Source organism: Pseudomonas sp. 20P_3.2_Bac5 (assembly GCF_025466035.1).
Classification (GTDB): Bacteria; Pseudomonadota; Gammaproteobacteria; order Pseudomonadales; family Pseudomonadaceae; genus Aquipseudomonas.
In genome coordinates this window covers 14,184-31,047 of sequence record NZ_JANLOA010000013.1, presented here as the reverse complement: position 1 = coordinate 31,047, position 16,864 = coordinate 14,184, and the positions used below count along the sequence as shown (strand labels likewise).

The 16,864-nt window shown below is 61.5% G+C and carries 18 protein-coding genes; 7 read left to right on the top strand and 11 right to left on the bottom strand.

Translation table 11 applies throughout. The features are described 5' to 3' along the window. Positions 1-157 precede the first annotated feature (157 nt). From prpC to NTD88_RS02125, 3 genes are all read right to left on the bottom strand, one after another. Positions 158-1,285 carry a 2-methylcitrate synthase gene (prpC, locus tag NTD88_RS02135; RefSeq protein WP_262154216.1) on the bottom strand — a complete coding sequence of 376 codons (1,128 nt, stop codon included), beginning with the start codon at positions 1,283-1,285 and terminating at the stop codon, positions 158-160. Between the two features lie 121 nt (positions 1,286-1,406). After that, a complete protein-coding gene (prpB, locus tag NTD88_RS02130) occupies positions 1,407-2,297 on the bottom strand; it encodes a methylisocitrate lyase (RefSeq protein ID WP_095157777.1) in 891 nt (296 codons plus the stop codon). After that, positions 2,294-3,004: a GntR family transcriptional regulator gene (locus NTD88_RS02125; RefSeq protein ID WP_262154215.1), complete on the bottom strand. Its 711-nt coding sequence runs from the start codon at positions 3,002-3,004 to the stop codon at positions 2,294-2,296. The genes prpB and NTD88_RS02125 overlap by 4 nt, the downstream gene beginning before the upstream one ends. 285 nt (positions 3,005-3,289) lie before the next feature. On the opposite strand from NTD88_RS02125, the gene NTD88_RS02120 reads away from it, so the two are divergent. From NTD88_RS02120 to pabB, 4 genes are all read left to right on the top strand, one after another. Then, entirely contained in the window at positions 3,290-3,826 is a 537-nt protein-coding gene (locus NTD88_RS02120) for an ATP-dependent zinc protease (RefSeq protein WP_095157781.1), read from the top strand. 5 nt (positions 3,827-3,831) lie between these two features. Next, the gene (locus NTD88_RS02115) at positions 3,832-5,364 is read left to right on the top strand and encodes an inactive transglutaminase family protein (RefSeq protein ID WP_095157782.1); all 1,533 of its coding nucleotides are present in this window, start codon (positions 3,832-3,834) and stop codon (positions 5,362-5,364) included. Next, the gene (locus NTD88_RS02110; protein ID WP_095157784.1) at positions 5,364-6,344 is read left to right on the top strand and encodes an alpha-L-glutamate ligase-like protein; all 981 of its coding nucleotides are present in this window, start codon (positions 5,364-5,366) and stop codon (positions 6,342-6,344) included. The genes NTD88_RS02115 and NTD88_RS02110 overlap by 1 nt, the downstream gene beginning before the upstream one ends. A gap of 118 nt (positions 6,345-6,462) precedes the next feature. Next, positions 6,463-7,806 carry an aminodeoxychorismate synthase component I gene (pabB, locus tag NTD88_RS02105; protein ID WP_262154214.1) on the top strand — a complete coding sequence of 448 codons (1,344 nt, stop codon included), beginning with the start codon at positions 6,463-6,465 and terminating at the stop codon, positions 7,804-7,806. A gap of 38 nt (positions 7,807-7,844) precedes the next feature. On the opposite strand, the gene thrH is transcribed toward pabB, so the two are convergent. Continuing rightward, positions 7,845-8,462, bottom strand: a complete 618-nt coding sequence (gene thrH, locus NTD88_RS02100; RefSeq protein ID WP_262154213.1) for a bifunctional phosphoserine phosphatase/homoserine phosphotransferase ThrH — start codon at positions 8,460-8,462, stop codon at positions 7,845-7,847. 146 nt (positions 8,463-8,608) lie between these two features. Between thrH and NTD88_RS02095 the strand changes: the two genes are divergently transcribed. Beyond that, positions 8,609-9,343 carry a phosphoadenylyl-sulfate reductase gene (locus NTD88_RS02095; RefSeq protein WP_095157790.1) on the top strand — a complete coding sequence of 245 codons (735 nt, stop codon included), beginning with the start codon at positions 8,609-8,611 and terminating at the stop codon, positions 9,341-9,343. Positions 9,344-9,628: 285 nt separating this feature from the next. Here the strand turns inward: NTD88_RS02095 and cysB are convergent, their stop codons facing one another. The 3 genes from cysB to NTD88_RS02080 all read right to left on the bottom strand — a co-directional run bounded on the left by cysB (position 9,629) and on the right by NTD88_RS02080 (position 12,215). Then, positions 9,629-10,603, bottom strand: a complete 975-nt coding sequence (gene cysB, locus NTD88_RS02090; RefSeq protein ID WP_009394496.1) for an HTH-type transcriptional regulator CysB — start codon at positions 10,601-10,603, stop codon at positions 9,629-9,631. A gap of 121 nt (positions 10,604-10,724) precedes the next feature. Continuing rightward, complete coding sequence (locus tag NTD88_RS02085) at positions 10,725-11,222, bottom strand: universal stress protein (RefSeq protein WP_095157792.1); 498 nt, start codon at positions 11,220-11,222, stop codon at positions 10,725-10,727. Between the two features lie 84 nt (positions 11,223-11,306). Further along, the gene (locus NTD88_RS02080; RefSeq protein ID WP_095157794.1) at positions 11,307-12,215 is read right to left on the bottom strand and encodes a 5'-nucleotidase; all 909 of its coding nucleotides are present in this window, start codon (positions 12,213-12,215) and stop codon (positions 11,307-11,309) included. Between the two features lie 294 nt (positions 12,216-12,509). Here NTD88_RS02080 and NTD88_RS02075 point away from each other — a divergent pair, with 294 nt between their 5' ends. Then, positions 12,510-13,583, top strand: coding sequence for a 3-deoxy-7-phosphoheptulonate synthase (locus NTD88_RS02075; RefSeq protein WP_095157796.1), 1,074 nt, complete (start codon positions 12,510-12,512; stop codon positions 13,581-13,583). A gap of 72 nt (positions 13,584-13,655) precedes the next feature. Here NTD88_RS02075 and NTD88_RS02070 read toward each other — a convergent pair whose 3' ends face one another. Beyond that, positions 13,656-13,937, bottom strand: coding sequence for a GNAT family N-acetyltransferase (locus NTD88_RS02070; RefSeq protein ID WP_095157798.1), 282 nt, complete (start codon positions 13,935-13,937; stop codon positions 13,656-13,658). A gap of 513 nt (positions 13,938-14,450) precedes the next feature. Here NTD88_RS02070 and oprI point away from each other — a divergent pair. Continuing rightward, positions 14,451-14,702 (top strand): outer membrane lipoprotei OprI, encoded by a 252-nt coding sequence (oprI, locus tag NTD88_RS02065; protein WP_037058464.1) that lies wholly within the window; start codon positions 14,451-14,453, stop codon positions 14,700-14,702. A gap of 131 nt (positions 14,703-14,833) precedes the next feature. On the opposite strand, the gene NTD88_RS02060 is transcribed toward oprI, so the two are convergent. The 3 genes from NTD88_RS02060 to NTD88_RS02050 all read right to left on the bottom strand — a co-directional run bounded on the left by NTD88_RS02060 (position 14,834) and on the right by NTD88_RS02050 (position 16,858). Continuing rightward, positions 14,834-15,811, bottom strand: coding sequence for a L,D-transpeptidase family protein (locus tag NTD88_RS02060; RefSeq protein ID WP_095157800.1), 978 nt, complete (start codon positions 15,809-15,811; stop codon positions 14,834-14,836). A gap of 103 nt (positions 15,812-15,914) precedes the next feature. Then, on the bottom strand, positions 15,915-16,196 hold the full coding sequence (locus NTD88_RS02055) for a hypothetical protein (RefSeq protein ID WP_095157802.1): 282 nt from the start codon (positions 16,194-16,196) through the stop codon (positions 15,915-15,917). A gap of 56 nt (positions 16,197-16,252) precedes the next feature. Beyond that, positions 16,253-16,858 carry an arylesterase gene (locus NTD88_RS02050; protein WP_175653746.1) on the bottom strand — a complete coding sequence of 202 codons (606 nt, stop codon included), beginning with the start codon at positions 16,856-16,858 and terminating at the stop codon, positions 16,253-16,255. Between the last annotated feature and the right edge of the window lie 6 nt (positions 16,859-16,864).

Below are 16,864 nucleotides of genomic sequence, written 5' to 3'. Positions count from 1 at the left end.
CGGTGTTCGGTGGATAGACCCTGTCTGCCCTGCCCCGCCCTGTAGGAGCGAGCTTGCTCGCGATAGCGTCAGCGGGATCAAACCCACTGACAGATTCATCGCCATCGCGAGCAAGCTCGCTCCTACAGAAACAGAGCCAGGTGCGGCGGGCTCTTTATCAGCGCTGTTCGATCGGCACGTACTTGCGCTGCTCGACGCCGGTGTACTCGGCGCTCGGACGGATGATGCGGTTGTTGGCGCGCTGCTCGAAGACGTGCGCTGCCCAGCCGGTCAGGCGCGAGCAGACGAAGATCGGGGTGAACAGCTTGGTCGGGATGCCCATGAAGTGGTACGCCGAGGCATGGTAGAAGTCGGCGTTCGGGAACAGTTTCTTCTGCTCCCACATGGTCTTGTCGATGGCTTCGGAGACCGGGTACAGCACGGTGTCACCCACTTCATCGGCCAGCTTCTTGGCCCAGCCCTTGATCACTTCGTTGCGCGGGTCGGACTCTTTGTAGATGGCATGGCCGAAGCCCATGATCTTGTCTTTGCGCTCGAGCATTTTCAGCAGTTCGGTCACGGCTTCCTGCGGGCTCTGGAAGCGTTCGATCAGCTCCATCGCCGCTTCGTTGGCGCCGCCGTGCAGCGGGCCGCGCAGCGAACCGATGGCAGCGGTGACGCAGGAGTACAGGTCCGACAGGGTCGAGGCACACACCCGCGCAGTGAAGGTCGAGGCGTTGAATTCGTGCTCCGCGTAGAGGATCAGCGAAACGTTCATCACCTTGACGTGCAGCTCGCTCGGTTTCTTGCCGTGCAGCAGGTGCAGGAAGTGGCCGCCGATGGTGTCTTCGTCACTGGTGCAGTCGATGCGCACGCCGTGGTGGCTGAAGCGATACCAGTAGCACATCACCGCCGGGAACAGCGCCAGCAGGCGATCGGTCTTGTCACGCTGCTGGTCGAAGTTCAGCTCTTGCTCCAGGGTGCCAAGCACCGAGCAGCCCGTACGCATGACATCCATTGGATGGGCGTTGGCCGGAATACGCTCCAGCACTTCTTTCAGCGCCTGCGGCAGGTCGCGCAGGGTTTTCAGGCGCGCCTGGTATTCGGCGAGCTGGGCCTTGTTCGGCAGTTCTCCGTAGAGCAGCAGGTAGGCGACTTCTTCGAACAGGGCGTTGGCGGCCAGGTCACGGACGTCATAGCCGCGGTAGGTCAGCCCGGCGCCAGCCTGACCGACTGTCGACAGTGCGGTCTGCCCGGCCACCTGGCCACGCAGGCCGGCTCCGCTGAGTACTTTTGCTTCGGCCATGGGATATCTCCTTTCTTGAATTTGTTATGGAAGCTTTGGCTAATCGTGTTTCGGATCCTGAGGACACGGCGCCCTGGTTGACGCCTTCGCGAGCAAGCTCGCTCCTGCAGGATCATGTGAGTCAGGCTTTTTTCTGGGCGAACAGGGCGTCGAGGCTCTGCTCGAACGCGTGGTAGTTGATGGCGTCGTACAGCTCCATGCGGGTTTGCATGGTGTCGATCACGTTCTTCTGCGTGCCGTCGCGGCGCAGCGCGTTGTAGACGTTCTCGGCGGCCTTGTTCATGGCGCGGAACGCCGACAGCGGGTACAGCGCCAGGGAGACGTCGGCGGACGCCAGTTCCTCGGTGGTGTACAGCGGAGTAGCGCCGAATTCGGTGATGTTGGCCAGGATCGGCGCACGCACGCGCTCGGCGAAGGTCTTGTACATCGACAGTTCGGTGATGGCTTCCGGGAAGATCATGTCGGCGCCGGCTTCGATGCAGGCGGCGGCGCGATCAAGCGCGGCTTCCAGACCTTCCACGGCGAGCGCGTCGGTGCGCGCCATGATCACGAAGCTGTCATCGGTACGGGCATCGACGGCGGCCTTGATGCGGTCGACCATCTCCTGCTGCGAGACAATTTCCTTGTTCGGACGGTGGCCGCAACGCTTGGCGCCGACCTGGTCTTCGATATGGATGGCGGCGGCGCCGAACTTGATCATCGACTTCACGGTGCGGGCGACGTTGAACGCCGAAGAGCCGAAGCCGGTGTCGACATCCACCAGCAGCGGCAGGTCGCAGACGTCGGTGATGCGGCGCACGTCGGTGAGCACGTCATCCAGGCCGGTGATGCCCAGGTCCGGCAGGCCGAGGGAGCCTGCAGCAACACCGCCACCGGAGAGGTAGATGGCCTTGAACCCGGCACGCTTGGCCAGCAGCGCGTGGTTAGCGTTGATGGCGCCGACAACCTGCAACGGGTGCTCGGCAGCTACTGCATCGCGAAAACGCTGGCCGGGACTGCTTTTCTGACTCATGACTCACCTCGTGGGTTAGTGGCGTCCAGGTAGTGACGCTCGATGTTGCGTTTGGAAGCGCCGATGTGGCGGCGCATCAGGAGTTCCGCCAGTTCGCCGTCACGGTCGGCGATGGCGTCGAGAATCCGGTGGTGTTCGGTAAAGGCCTGGCGCGGCCGATTGGGCGTCGCCGAGAACTGGATGCGGTACATGCGCACCAGCTGATAAAGCTCGCCGCAGAGCATCTGCACCAGGGTGCGGTTGCCGCTGCCCTGGATGATCCGGTAGTGGAAGTCGAAGTCGCCTTCCTGCTGGTAATAGCCGACCCCGGCCTGGAACGCGGCGTCGCGCTCGTGGGTGTCGAGCACCCGGCGCAGCTCATCGATCTCGGCTACGCTCATACGCTCGGCGGCCAGGCGGCAGGCCATGCCTTCGAGGGATTCGCGGATCTCGTACAGCTCGATCAGTTCGGCATGGCTCAGTGACACCACCCGGGCGCCGACATGCGGCACCCGCACCAGCAGGCGCTGGCCTTCCAGGCGGTGGATGGCCTCACGCAGCGGGCCGCGGCTGATGCCGTAGGTGCGCGCCAGTTCCGGCTCGGAGATCTTGCTGCCCGGGGCGATCTCACCCTTGACGATCGCGGCCTGGATGCGTCGAAAGACGTTTTCGGAAAGGGTTTCCGAGTCATCCTGGGTTACGCTGGGTGCTTGAGCTGTGTCCAGCATGATTGTCGACACCTTGAAAATCCAATGCGCTGAAATTAGCTAAATACGCCATTGCAGTCAAAGACAAATTCAATATTGTCGACAATCGTCTAAGAACGAACTTCAAGGGACCGCGTGTTGTCTGAGTTGCGCCGCTGGCGCCGGAATACCAGCGTGATAGAATGCCGCCGCCTCTTTGGGGTATGGATAGTGTGTCTGTCATGTTTTTCTGTCAGACCAACGAGGAGCTTGCGCAGAACTGCCAGTGGCCTTGACCTGAACACCCACAGCATTGCGCCAGGATCTATGAGACTTTCGCCCCTTCTACTGTTGCTCAGCCTCTGTTTGCTACCGGCCCTGGGCCAGGCGGCGGGCAAGACCGTCTACGGCCTGAACGAATACGCCCGGCTTGCCGATATCAACCTGGAAGTCGCCGCCAAACTCGACACCGGGGCCAAGACCGCCTCCCTCAGCGCCCGCGACATCAAGCGTTTCAAGCGTAACGGCGAATCCTGGGTACGCTTCTACCTGGCCATTGACGCCGCTCATTCCCACCCGATAGAACGCCCTCTGGCGCGCGTCAGCAAGATCAAGCGACGCGCCGGCGACTACAACCCGGACGAGGGCAAGGGCTACACCGCCCGTCCGGTGATCAGCCTGAATATCTGCATGGGCACCGCCCTGCGCAGCATCGAAGTGAACCTGACCGATCGCAGCGCCTTCCAGTACCCGTTGCTGATCGGCTCCGAGGCGCTCAAGCACTTCGATGCGCTGGTCGATCCAAGCCTTAAATACGCTGCCGGCAAACCCGCCTGCGCCACTGACGCTCACACCGCAGAGTAACCCCGATGCGCTCTCTTACCCTTCATCTGAAAGTCCTGATCACCGTACTGGTGCTGCTGGGTATCCTGATCACGGCTTATCAGATCTTCTTCCTGGGCATCCCGGTGACCGAGGACGAAACCGACGACCTGTGGAACATCGACGCCAAGGTCGAGTTCGTCGCCAGTCCAAAAGACCCGGTCAAGGTCCAGATGTACGTGCCGCCGCTGAGCCGTGACTACGTCAGCCTCAACGAGAGCTTCATCTCCAACAACTATGGCGTGAGCGTCAACCGCGTCGACGGCAACCGCAAGGTGACCTGGTCGGCCCGTCGCGCCAGCGGCAACCAGACGCTCTACTACCGCCTGGTGCTGACCAAGCGCTACAGCACCGAGAAGCCCAAGATCAAAGGCCCGACCTTCCGCGACAGCCTGCCCGTGGAAGGCCCGGAGAAGATCGCTGCCGAAGCGCTGCTGGCGCCGATCCGCCAGCATTCGGCGGACGTCGAGACCTTCGTCGGCGAAACCATCAAGCGTGTCAACAATCTCAACGACGACAACGTCAAGCTGCTGCTGGCCGGTGACACCTCGGTGCAGAAGAAGGCCAAGGTCATCGACCTGCTGTTGTCCATCGCCCACGTTCCGCTCGAACGCGTGCAAACCATCCGCCTGGTGGCCGACCAGCCGCAGACCCCGGAACTCTGGCTGCGCAGCTTCAACGGCAACGATTGGCTGTACTTCAACCCGGATACCGGCGAGCAGGGCCTGCCGAGCGACCGCCTGCTGTGGTGGACCGGTGACGACAACCTGATCACCGTCGACGGCGGCAAGAAAGTCAGCGTCAGCTTCAGCCTGAACAACAGCGAGATGAACGCCATCCGCCTGGCCAAGCTGACCGACGAGAACACCGACGCCGACTTCCTCGAATACTCGCTCTACGGCCTGCCGCTGCAGACCCAGCAGACCTTCATGATCATGGTGATGATCCCGATCGGCGTGCTGGTGATCCTGATCCTGCGCAACCTGATCGGCGTGCAGACCCTCGGCACCTTCACCCCGGTACTGATCGCCCTGGCCTTCCGCGAAACACAGCTGGGCTTCGGCATCATGCTGTTCACCGTGATCACCGCGCTGGGCCTGTCGCTACGCTCCTACCTTGAACACCTCAAGCTGCAGATGCTGCCGCGCCTGTCGGTGGTACTGACCTTCGTCGTGGTGCTGATCGCCGCCATCAGCCTGTTCAGCCACAAGCTGGGCCTGGAACGTGGCCTGTCGGTGGCACTGTTCCCGATGGTGATTCTGACCATGACCATCGAACGCCTGTCGATCACCTGGGAAGAGCGCGGCGGCGGCCATGCGATGAAAGTCGCCATCGGTACCCTGTTCGCCGCCTCCCTGGCGCACCTGCTGATGACCGTGCCGGAACTGGTGTACTTCATCTTCACCTTCCCGGCGGTGCTGCTGATCCTGGTGGGCTTCATGCTGGCGATGGGTCGCTACCGCGGCTACCGCCTGACGGAGCTGGTTCGCTTCAAGGCTTTCGTGAAGGCTGACGCCTGATGTTCGGACTCTGGAAAACATGGAAGGCCCTGGAAGCCCGGGGCATCATGGGTATCAACCGGCGCAACGCGGACTATGTCCTCAAGTACAACAAGCGCCACCTGTACCCCATCGTCGACGACAAGATCATCACCAAGGAACGGGCGATCCAGGCCGGCATCCATGTGCCGGAGATGTACGGGATCATCTCCACCGAGAAAGAGATCGAGAAACTCGACCAGATCATCGGCGGGCGCAGCGACTTCGTCATCAAGCCGGCCCAGGGCGCCGGCGGTGACGGCATCCTGGTGATCGCCGACCGCTTCGAGAACCGCTACCGCACCGTCTCGGGCAAGATCATCAGCCACGAGGAAATCGAGCACCAGATTTCCAGCATCCTCACCGGCCTCTACTCCCTCGGAGGCCACCGCGACCGCGCGCTGATCGAGTACCGGGTAACCCCGGACCAGATCTTCAAAAGCATCAGCTACGAAGGCGTGCCGGATATCCGCATCATCGTGCTGATGGGTTACCCGGTCATGGCCATGCTGCGTTTGCCGACCCGCCAGTCCGGCGGCAAGGCCAACCTGCACCAGGGCGCTATCGGGGTCGGCGTCGACCTGGCCACCGGCGTAACCCTGCGCGGCACCTGGCTGAACAACATCATCAGCAAGCACCCGGACACCACCAACGCGGTGGACGGCGTGCAACTGCCGAACTGGGACGGCTTCATGAAGCTGGCCGCCGGCTGCTATGAATTGTGCGGCCTGGGCTACATCGGCGTGGACATGGTGCTGGACCAGGACAAGGGCCCGTTGATCCTCGAACTCAACGCCCGCCCCGGCCTGAACATCCAGATCGCCAACGACTGCGGCCTGACCCAGCGCACCCACGCCATCGAGGCGCACCTGGAAAAGCTGGCGAAAGACGGTGTCCAGGAAAGCGTCGAAGATCGCGTGCGCTTTGCCCAGGATCTGTTCGGCCACGTGCCGGCCCAGTGAACCTCGACCGCCCCGTCGCTTTTGCCGTCGGGGCGGTCGGTTTCTTCCTGTAGGACCTCTAGGAGCATTTCCTACACGGGTCTACAATGCCTCCCCCGCCTACAAGCCGTTCAAACGAATGCCAACCTGCACACTGCACCCCCTGCCCTACCAGGCCGACCCCGCCCGCTATTTCGACTGCATCCGCCACGCCCCCGGCGCCGTGCTGCTCGACAGTGCCCGTCCGGGTGCAGAACGTGGCCGTTTCGACCTGCTCAGCGCCTGGCCGCTGCGCAGCCTGGTGGTGCAAGCGGGCGAGTCCGGCGACCGCTACCTGCAACGGCTGCGTGACAGCCTTGCCGAGCTGGGTCCGGCCGAGTTGCCGGACGGCGTGGAACTGCCCTTCGCCGGCGGCGTGATCGGCTACCTGAGCTATGACTTCGGCCGACGCCTGGAGCAATTGCCGGAACTGGCGCAGGACGACCTCGGCCTGCCGGACGCGAGCCTCGGCCTGTATGCGTGGGCACTGATCAGCGACCATCAGCAAGGCACCAGCCAGTTGCTGTTCCACCCGATGCTGGAGCAGGCCGAACGCGAGCGCCTGATCGAACGGTTCAACCCGGTTACACCGAGCCACAGCGAACGCTTCCACCTCGACGCGCCGATGCGCGGCGACATCAGTGCCGAGCAATACCGCGAGGCCTTCGAACGGGTCCAGCAGTACATCCAGGCCGGCGATTGCTACCAGATCAACCTGACCCAGCGTTTCCGCGCGCCCTGCCAGGGCGATCCGTGGCACGCCTATCAGGCGCTGCGGGCGGCGTGCCCGACGCCGTTTTCCGGCTTCCAGACGCTGGACGACGGCAGCACCCTGCTGAGTTTCTCGCCCGAGCGCTTTATCCGGGTCAGCGCCGGCCAGGTGGAAACCCGCCCGATCAAAGGCACCCGCCCGCGCAGCGCCGATCCGCTGCAAGACCGCGCCAATGGCGAAGAACTGCTGGCCAGCAGCAAGGACCGCGCGGAAAACCTGATGATTGTCGACTTGCTGCGCAACGACCTCGGCCGCACCTGCGAGATCGGCTCGGTGCGGGTGCCGGAGCTGTTCAACCTGGAGAGCTATCCGAACGTGCACCACATGGTCAGCGCGGTGACCGGCCGGCTGGCGTCGGACAAGGACGCGCTGGACCTGATCGCCGGCAGCTTCCCTGGCGGCTCCATCACCGGCGCACCGAAAATCCGCGCGATGCAGATCATCGACGAGCTGGAACCCAGCCGTCGGGCGCTGTATTGCGGGTCATTGATGTATGTGGACGTGCGCGGCGAGATGGACAGCTCGATCGCTATTCGCAGCCTGCTGGTGAAGGACGGGCAGGTCTGCTGCTGGGGTGGTGGCGCGGTGGTGGCGGACTCGGATTGGGAGTCGGAGTATCAGGAGTCGATCACCAAGGTGCGGGTGTTGCTGGAAACCTTGCAGGGTCTATAGGACCTCATCGCTGGCAAGCCAGCGATTAGGCCCTCGTCTTACAGACTCAAAGAACGATTCGAAGCCTTGATGAACTCTTTCTTCAGCGCCTCGAAATCATGCACCGCCGGGAACTGCGGGAATTCGCGGATCACGTTTTCCGGCGCATGGAACAGGATGCCAGCATCCGCTTCGCCCAGCATGGTGGTGTCGTTGTACGAATCACCCGCGGCAATCACTCGGTAGTACAGGCTCTTGAAGGCCAGGACCGACTGGCGCTTGGGATCTTTCTGGCGCAGTTGGTAACTCACCACGCGATCGGTCTCGTCGGTGATCAGGCGGTGGCACAGCAGGGTTGGGAAGCCCAGTTGGCGCATCAGCGGCTGGGAGAACTCGTAGAAGGTGTCGGAGAGGATCACCACCTGGAAGCGCTCGCGCAGCCAGTTGACGAATTCGACGGCGCCGTCCAGCGGCTTGAGGGTGGCGATCACCGCCTGGATATCCGACAGCTTCAGGCCATGCTCATCGAGAATCCGCAGGCGCTGCTTCATCAGTACGTCATAGTCCGGAATATCGCGGGTGGTGGCCCTCAGCGATTCGATTCCGGTTTTCTCCGCGAAGGCGATCCAGATTTCCGGGACCAATACGCCTTCCAGATCGAGACAGGCAATTTCCACAACACACTCCTCGAACAACGCCAAAAAATGGGAGCTGCACTCTAGCAATGCTTGTCTGGCATTGCGACCCGTCTGGCCGGGCATTTTTTGGTAACATCTGCCCCACTACGAGCGCCAAGCGCCATTCAATGACCGGAAGCCGCCTGATGAGCCAATCCTTCGACGTCGCCGCACTGGCCGCGACCTACGCCAACAAGTCCCCCCAGGACATCCTCAAGCTCGCCTTCGAACACTTCGGCGATGACCTGTGGATTTCCTTCAGCGGCGCCGAAGACGTCGTGCTGGTGGACATGGCCTGGAGACTGAACAAGAACGTCAAGGTGTTCAGCCTCGACACCGGGCGCCTGCACCCGGAGACCTACCGTTTCATCGACCGGGTCCGCGAAGAGTACAAGCTGCCGATCGAGCTCCTTTCGCCGGATCGCGCAAAGCTCGACCCGTTCGTCAAGGACAAGGGCCTGTTCAGCTTCTACAAGGATGGTCATGGCGAATGCTGCGGCATCCGCAAGATCGAACCGCTGCGCCGCAAGCTGAGCACCGTCAGCGCCTGGGCCACCGGCCAGCGCCGCGACCAGAGCCCAGGCACCCGCAGCCAGGTGGCTGCGCTGGAAATCGACAGCGCCTTCTCCACCCCGGAGCGCACCCTGTACAAGTTCAACCCGCTGGCCCAGATGAGCAGCGCGGAAGTCTGGGGTTACATCCGCATGATGGAAATCCCGTACAACAGCCTGCACGAACGCGGCTTCATCAGCATCGGCTGCGAGCCCTGCACCCGCCCGGTGCTGCCGAACCAGCACGAACGCGAAGGCCGCTGGTGGTGGGAAGAGTCGACCCAGAAGGAATGCGGGTTGCACGCCGGCAACCTCATCTCCAAAGCCTGACGGCTTTTTTTAGCTGCAAGCTTCAAGTGGCAAGCTACAAGTAGAAGCGGTCCTTATCGGGGTAATGCCTGTCAGCTAAGCCTGTTGGCGCCCTTCGCGAGCAAGCTCGCTCCTACACTGTAGGAGCGAGCTTGCTCGCGAAGGGCTGCATGAAACGCTAACTGACTGAAATTATCCTTATCAGGGCCGCTTTTTCTTTGCGGCTTTCAAAGGCCCAAAAAGAAAGCGGCCCGCATGCGGACCGCTTTTCTCTTGCAACTTATAGCTGAGCGCTTGGAGCTGCCATCAATGGACAGGCAGTTCCACGCCTTCGAACAGCTCTTCCAGCTCCTGCTTGTTGTGGCACTGGATCGCCTTGGCCATCACTTCGCGGGTCAGGTGCGGCGCGAACTTCTCGATGAAATCGCACATGAAGCCGCGCAGGAAGGTGCCGCGACGGAAACCGATCTTGGTGATGCTGGATTCGAACAGTTCGCTGGCATCCAGAACCACCAGGTCGCTGTCCAGTTTCGGATCCACCGCCATCTTGGCGACGATGCCGACACCCAGGCCGAGGCGCACGTACGTCTTGATGACGTCGGCGTCGGCGGCGGTGAACACCACTTTCGGCGTCAGGCCGCGGTGGCTGAAGGCTTCGTCCAGCTTGGAACGGCCGGTGAAGCCGAACACGTAGGTGACGATCGGGTATTCGGCCAGCACTTCCAGGGTCAGCTTCGGCAGCTTGGTCAGCGGGTGCCCTTGCGGGACCACCACGCAACGGTTCCAGCGGTAGCACGGCATCATCACCAGGTCACCGAACAGCTCCAGCGCCTCGGTGGCGATGGCGAAGTCGACGGTGCCGTCAGCAGCCATTTCGGCGATCTGCATCGGCGAACCCTGATGCATGTGCAGGGCAACTTCCGGGTACTGCTTGATGAACGAGCTGATCACCGGCGGCAGCGCATAACGCGCCTGGGTGTGGGTGGTGGCGATCGACAGGGTGCCCTTCTTCTCGTTGGAGAATTCCTGGGCAATCTGCTTGATGCTCTCGACCTTGCGCAGGATTTCGCCCGCGGTATTGATGATGCGTTCGCCCGCCGGGGTCACGCGGGTCAGGTGCTTGCCGCTACGGGCAAACACTTCCACGCCCAGCTCGTCTTCCAACAGGCGAATCTGCTTGCTGATCCCCGGTTGGGAGGTGTACAGGCTCTGCGCTGTCGCGGAAACGTTGAGGTCGTGGTGCGCCACTTCCCAGATGTAGCGCAATTGTTGAAGCTTCATAGGTATCCCTCAGATGCTGGGCGTCACCGGCAACAGCGACGAGTTATAACTATATTAGTGGTCAGGAGAATAAATCTAGAACAATTTCATCAGTTTTCTTACAAGCACCACGGAAAATTCCTCAAACCTTTCTGCGACCGAGGTGCTGGGCGAGGGGCACCATGTACACCGGCACCGGGGACAACTGCAGAATGCGCACCGCCGTGCGCCCGATCGGAATCTCCACCCCGGCCCCGTGGGTGTGACTGCCGACAATGAGCAGATCGACACTCAGCCGCTGGGCCTGCTCGAGAATCACCTGGGCCGGATCCCCTTGGCGTACCCGCACCGCGCGTATCAGCGCCAGATCTTCCTGATCCCCCAACTCTTCGCGAAAGTTTTCCAGCACCCGCTGCTCGATATTGGCCATGACGGTGTTCACGCCCTGACTGTGCAATTGGTCGAGGGTTTGTTCATCCAGGTAACTCTGCAGCAGTGATTCGGCGAATTGCCCCATCGGCTCCACGGCATGGATCACATAGAGCTCCGCATTAAACGTCCGCGCCAGGGCCAGCGCGTGTTGCATGACATAAGGCGCGTACACACCAAGGTCCGTGGCATACAGCATCGAACGGATCATTGAGCCTCCTCCGACTGCCGAAACGGCAGAGCAAGCTTCAGCTTAGCAGCGCCCTGTTGATGCGCAGGCCCCGTCCAGCGGGGCTCAGCCGGGCGTGCGTTCGTTGCTGATGCCATGCGGAACATGGCCTGTGGCCACAACCCGACTGGCCCGATCGCAGTGCCCGGCCTGGTCATCAAAGAACACATCTGCAGCGAAGGCTTCGAGGAACGCCGACTTGTCCAGGCCGCCGAGAAACAGCGATTCATCGAGGCGGATATCCCACTCGCGCAAGGTGCGGATGACCCGCTCGTGCGCCGGCGCCGAGCGTGCGGTGACCAGCGCGGTGCGAATCGGACAGGCACCACTGGGAAACTCTTGCTGCAATTGATTGAGTGCCGCCAGGAACGGCTTGAACGGCCCGCCGCGCAACGGATCGCGGGCCGATTGCCGCTCGCTGGCCTGGAACGCTTCCAGGCCACCCGACTGATAGACCCGCTCGGATTCATCGGAAAACAGCACGGCATCGCCGTCGAAGGCGATCCGCAACTCGGTAATGGCATCCCGCCGGGCACCACCCGAAAGAATCGTGGCAGCAGCGAAGCCGGCCTCCAGAGCGCTGCGCACGTCATCGGCATCGGTGGACAGGAACAGATGGCAACCAAACGCCGCCAGATAAGGATACGGACTACGCCCGCCGGCGAACGCCGCGCGGGAAATACCCAGGCCGTAATGCTCGATGGAATTGAATACCCGAAGGCCCGTGTCGGCGCTGTTGCGCGACACCAGTATCACCTCGACCCTTTGCTGGCCGAGGGCGGCATTGAGGCCCAGCAGCTTTTCCACCAGCAGGAAAGCATCGCCTGGCTCAAGGTATTCGTCTTCATGCTCGATCTGGTATTGGCGATAAGCCTCGACGCCCTCGGCCAGGTACAGCCGGTGACTCTCACTGAGATCGAACAGCGCTCGCGAGGAAATCGCCACTACCAGTTTGTCGCCCAACCCCTTGCTCATGCCTCGCCCCCGCTACCTGTCATTACCTCCGCTGCGCCAGGCTGCCGCACTGGCCCAGTGAAACATTCGATTCGCAGCCGATTATGCCTTCCATCGCAGGTCCAGCCACCCTCCAGCCACTTTAGTCGTAAAAAGGCGCTTTCAAAGGCCCATCCCACACCGGAAACGGGGTCATGCCCATTGTCGAGCCAAGGGTTTACGCGCTAAGGTTCCGCTCCCCGCTGAGCTCAATCATGCTGCTCCGCCGCACGGGGATCGCTGGCGGCCGGCATCCGTGACCTGACGAGTAACACGATGGCTGATTTACCGATCGACGACCTAAACGTTGCCTCCAACGAGACCCTGATCACGCCCGATCAGCTCAAGAAGGAGATTCCACTCAGCGCCACCGCGCTTCAGACCGTGACCGCGGGCCGTGAAGTGGTGCGCAATATCCTCGACGGCAAGGATCACCGCCTGTTTGTCGTGGTCGGCCCCTGCTCGATCCATGACATCAAGGCCGCGCATGAATATGCCGAGCGCCTCAAGGTTCTCGCTGCGGAAGTCTCCGACACTCTTTATCTGGTGATGCGCGTCTACTTCGAGAAGCCGCGTACCACCGTGGGCTGGAAAGGCCTGATCAACGACCCGTACCTGGACGACTCCTTCAAGATTCAGGACGGCCTGCACATCGGTCGCCAACTGCTGCTGGACCTGGCGGAAATGGGCCTGCCCACCGCCACCGAAGCCCTCGACCCGATCTCCCCGCAGTACCTGCAGGACCTGATCAGCTGGTCGGCCATCGGCGCCCGTACCACCGAATCCCAGACCCACCGCGAAATGGCCTCCGGCCTGTCTTCGGCAGTCGGTTTCAAGAACGGCACCGACGGCGGCCTGACCGTGGCCATCAACGCCCTGCAATCGGTTTCCAGCCCGCACCGTTTCCTCGGCATCAACCAGGAAGGTGGCGTCTCCATCGTCACCACCAAGGGCAACGCCTACGGCCACGTGGTGCTGCGCGGTGGCAACGGCAAGCCGAACTATGACTCGGTCAGCGTCGCCCTGTGCGAACAGGCGCTGAACAAGGCCAAGATCAAGCCGAACATCATGGTCGACTGCAGCCACGCCAACTCCAACAAGGACCCGGCCCTGCAGCCGCTGGTCATGGAGAACGTCGCCAACCAGATCCTCGAAGGCAACCAGTCGATCATCGGCCTGATGGTCGAGAGCCACCTGAACTGGGGCGCCCAGGCCATTCCGAAGGACCTCTGCGAATTGCAGTACGGCGTTTCCGTGACCGATGCCTGCATCGACTGGGACGCAACCGCCACTACCCTGCGCAACATGCGCACCAAGCTCAAGGACGTGCTGCCGAAACGTCGCGGCTGATATACGCCACAAACGAAAACGCCGGGCAATTGCCCGGCGTTTTCGTGTCTGTAGGGTGCAAGCCTGGAAAGGTCAGGCCTTGGAAGAATGCTTGTGGTGTCGTTCCATGTAACGTTCGACATAAGAGCAGGAAGGAATGACGGTGTAGCCACACTCTTCGGCGTAGGCCAGTGCCCGCTCGGTCAATGCCGCGGCAATACCGCGACCACGCAGGGCGTTGGGCACGAAGGTGCGATAGATATCCAGAGTCTGCTTACCCAGGTCCATGTAAGTCAGGTAAGCACGATGACCGTCCACATTGGTCTCGAACTGATGACCCTTTTGGTCATGGTGGATGGACAACGCCTCGCTCATCACTACTCCTCGCGGGTCTTGTAATAAAACCCTACCTTAACCGATGTTTGTCCGGCGAAGGAACCTCTACGCCACCCCGTGCCCCGTTGGACAGCGAGAAGAGCCTGATCGTTCTCGGGCAACTGAGCACGTAACAAATAGTAGGCGCCCAACGCGGGGATGCTCAAGGTACTGGTCGGAAAATTTCCGCACTTGAGACCGGCCGACGATGCCAGCGGGCAACGTCCTGAGAACAGCAACCGGATGATCTAGTGCTTATGACGCAACCTGACATTTAAAGTCACCATTAGTTCAAGAAAAACTACTTTTACAAGAATGCGTTACAGCCTCCAGACGCAACAATTGCACGGTTTTCGCGGTTCCTGACTGTCAAGAGCAAGCGCGGCGCAATTTTTTTCCAATTCTTGCGCTCAGTCAGTTTACTTACTACAAGTAATGGGTACTATGTACGCCGGCCAGTTTCTCTTTGTTGAGAGATGGCTCTTTAATAGAAAGTCCTTGAAGGGGAACACGATGAACAACGTTCTGAAATTCTCTGCTCTGGCTCTGGCCGCAGTTCTGGCTACCGGTTGCAGCAGCGTCTCCAAAGAAACCGAAGCTCGTCTGACTGCTACCGAAGACGCAGCAGCTCGTGCACAAGCTCGTGCTGACGAAGCGTATCGCAAAGCCGACGACGCTCTGGCTGCCGCTCAGAAGGCTCAGCAAACTGCTGACGAAGCCAACGAGCGCGCTCTGCGTATGCTGGAAAAAGCCAGCCGCAAGTAATAATCCTTCGGGGTTGTTATTTAGAAGCCGACCCACTTGTGGGTCGGCTTTTTTATTGCCAGCAAGATAACAACACCCTCAAACGACAAGGCCCGCCATTAAGGCGGGCCTTGGTGTAACACCGATGAAACTTACTGCTCTTGGTAAGGTGCGCTGGAAATGATTGGCACTTCGCCACCTACCCCGTTCGGCACAGCAATTTCCACCGGCATGCCGTCTTCGGTCGCGACCACATCGCGAACCATGTCCCAGTTCATCTGCACGTTCTTGGCCAGGTCTTCACGCTTGAGCAGCGCGTTGATCACCGCGGTGTGTTTGTCCACCACCGACGGATCGCCCTTGTCGTCCAGCGGAGTGTGCGCCTCGAGGTAAACCTTGCCGCCACTCATGCCGAACTTGTACGGCTCGTTGATGATCCGCACTGGCGTACCCACTGGCGCCATCTTGGCCAGCTCCAGCACGTTGTTGTTGAACATGCGGAAGCAGCCGTGGCTGGTGCGCATGCCAATGCCGAACTTTTTGTTCGAGCCGTGGATCAGGTAGCCCGGCACGCCCAGGGTGAACTTGAACGGACCCAGCGGGTTGTCCGGGCCGGCCGGCACCACGTTCGGCAGCGGGTCACCGTCAGCAGCGTGTTCGGCCTTGATCGAGGCCGGCGGGGTCCAGGTCGGGTTCGGCGTCTTGGCCGTCACCTTGGTCTGGGCGATGGGCGAACCCCAGCCTTCACGACCGATACCCAGCGGGTAGGTATGCACCACGTTCTCCCCTTTCGGGAAGTAGTACAGGCGGTACTCGGCGAGGTTGATGACGATGCCTTCGCGCGGGCCCGGCGGCAGGATGAAGCGGGTCGGCAGGATGATCTCGGTGCCGGCGCCCGGCAACCAGGGATCGACACCCGGGTTGGCCGCGACCATTTCCAGGTAGCCCAGGTCACTGGCCGTGCCGATATCGGCGAAGGTGTCCTCGTACTTGGCCTTGATCACCTGGACCTGGCCAATGATGTCTTCGCCAGGCGGCGGCAGTGGGAACTCCAACGCGGCAACAGGACCTGCCGACAGCAGGGCGGCCAGGGACAGGCAACGGGTGACGGCGGGAAAGCGCGGCAACATCCGGGAAATCCTTCGCAAATTCGGGGTGAAGGCGGCAATTGTACACCTCTGCCGAAACAATCGGGAGGCATCGCCGCTGGATGGTGAGAGGGCGGAGCGGTGCTTAAAGTTCCGGCCAGACAGGTCGCGTACCGCGGCGCTGGGCCTCGAGGATGGCCCGGCACAACGGGCACAGGCGGCGATCACGGTAAATCGTGTTCGGCACCCCCGACCAGCGCGGCTGCGCCGGTAGCAGGGTGCCGCACAGGGTGCGGTCGGCCGAGCCCGCCAGTTCGAGTTGACGGGCGACCAGATGCACACGGATTTCCTGGCAGGCGAAGAGATCGAGCTGTTCGTCAGGTTCGATCAATTGATAGGCATACAGGGACCAGGCGGGACGCGGCATCGGGGGCTCCAAATCGGGGGCGCAACATTAGCCGAAAGCCGGTCACTATAAAAGCGTCAAAGCAGCGGTTTTATTGCCGGCCAGGCATTTTCCAGCAACCTGGACTGGCCCCCTTGCGCCGGATGGATGCCATCCGCCTGCATCAGTTCGGGAACACCCCCGACGCCCTCCAGGAAAAACGGCACCAGCGCGATGTTTTTCTGGGTAGCCACGTCGGTATAGACCTGAGCGAAGGCCTTGGTGTAACGCTGGCCATAGTTGGGCGGCAGTTGCATGCCCAGCAGCACGACCTTGGCCCCAGCCTTGCGGGACTGGTCTACCATCGAAGCAAGATTTTGTTGCAATTGCGCAGGAAGCTGTCCCCGCAGGCCGTCATTGCCTCCCAGTTCCAGCACCACCAGGCTCGGTTTGTGCGCTGCAAGCAGCGCCGGCAGCCGCGCCTGGCCTCCGGCACTGGTATCGCCACTGATCGAGGCATTGACCACTTTGTCGCTGTAACCCTCGTTGCTGAGCCGCTGTTCCAGCAGCGCGACCCAGCCCTGTCGGGTATCCAGGCCAAAAGCGGCACTGATACTATCGCCGACGATCAATACCGTACCCGCCGTTGCGCTCTGCGCCATGCACAGCAAGGCCAGACCAGCACTCAATAACCACACTCGCATCGGATT

What these genes read in the sequence shown, in the direction of transcription:
- NTD88_RS02060 (WP_095157800.1), bottom strand. Translation starts at nt 15,811, where the DNA reads ATGTTGCCGCGCTTTCCCGCCGTCACCCGTTGCCTGTCCCTGGCCGCC.
- cysB (WP_009394496.1), bottom strand. Translation starts at nt 10,603, where the DNA reads ATGAAGCTTCAACAATTGCGCTACATCTGGGAAGTGGCGCACCACGAC.
- NTD88_RS02055 (WP_095157802.1), bottom strand. Translation starts at nt 16,196, where the DNA reads ATGCCGCGTCCCGCCTGGTCCCTGTATGCCTATCAATTGATCGAACCT.
- NTD88_RS02120 (WP_095157781.1), top strand. Translation starts at nt 3,290, where the DNA reads ATGAGACTTTCGCCCCTTCTACTGTTGCTCAGCCTCTGTTTGCTACCG.
- NTD88_RS02070 (WP_095157798.1), bottom strand. Translation starts at nt 13,937, where the DNA reads ATGAGCGAGGCGTTGTCCATCCACCATGACCAAAAGGGTCATCAGTTC.
- NTD88_RS02075 (WP_095157796.1), top strand. Translation starts at nt 12,510, where the DNA reads ATGGCTGATTTACCGATCGACGACCTAAACGTTGCCTCCAACGAGACC.
- NTD88_RS02080 (WP_095157794.1), bottom strand. Translation starts at nt 12,215, where the DNA reads ATGAGCAAGGGGTTGGGCGACAAACTGGTAGTGGCGATTTCCTCGCGA.
- prpB (WP_095157777.1), bottom strand. Translation starts at nt 2,297, where the DNA reads ATGAGTCAGAAAAGCAGTCCCGGCCAGCGTTTTCGCGATGCAGTAGCT.
- NTD88_RS02115 (WP_095157782.1), top strand. Translation starts at nt 3,832, where the DNA reads ATGCGCTCTCTTACCCTTCATCTGAAAGTCCTGATCACCGTACTGGTG.
- NTD88_RS02095 (WP_095157790.1), top strand. Translation starts at nt 8,609, where the DNA reads ATGAGCCAATCCTTCGACGTCGCCGCACTGGCCGCGACCTACGCCAAC.
- NTD88_RS02110 (WP_095157784.1), top strand. Translation starts at nt 5,364, where the DNA reads ATGTTCGGACTCTGGAAAACATGGAAGGCCCTGGAAGCCCGGGGCATC.
- pabB (WP_262154214.1), top strand. Translation starts at nt 6,463, where the DNA reads ATGCCAACCTGCACACTGCACCCCCTGCCCTACCAGGCCGACCCCGCC.
- oprI (WP_037058464.1), top strand. Translation starts at nt 14,451, where the DNA reads ATGAACAACGTTCTGAAATTCTCTGCTCTGGCTCTGGCCGCAGTTCTG.
- NTD88_RS02050 (WP_175653746.1), bottom strand. Translation starts at nt 16,858, where the DNA reads ATGCGAGTGTGGTTATTGAGTGCTGGTCTGGCCTTGCTGTGCATGGCG.
- NTD88_RS02085 (WP_095157792.1), bottom strand. Translation starts at nt 11,222, where the DNA reads ATGATCCGTTCGATGCTGTATGCCACGGACCTTGGTGTGTACGCGCCT.
- NTD88_RS02125 (WP_262154215.1), bottom strand. Translation starts at nt 3,004, where the DNA reads ATGCTGGACACAGCTCAAGCACCCAGCGTAACCCAGGATGACTCGGAA.
- prpC (WP_262154216.1), bottom strand. Translation starts at nt 1,285, where the DNA reads ATGGCCGAAGCAAAAGTACTCAGCGGAGCCGGCCTGCGTGGCCAGGTG.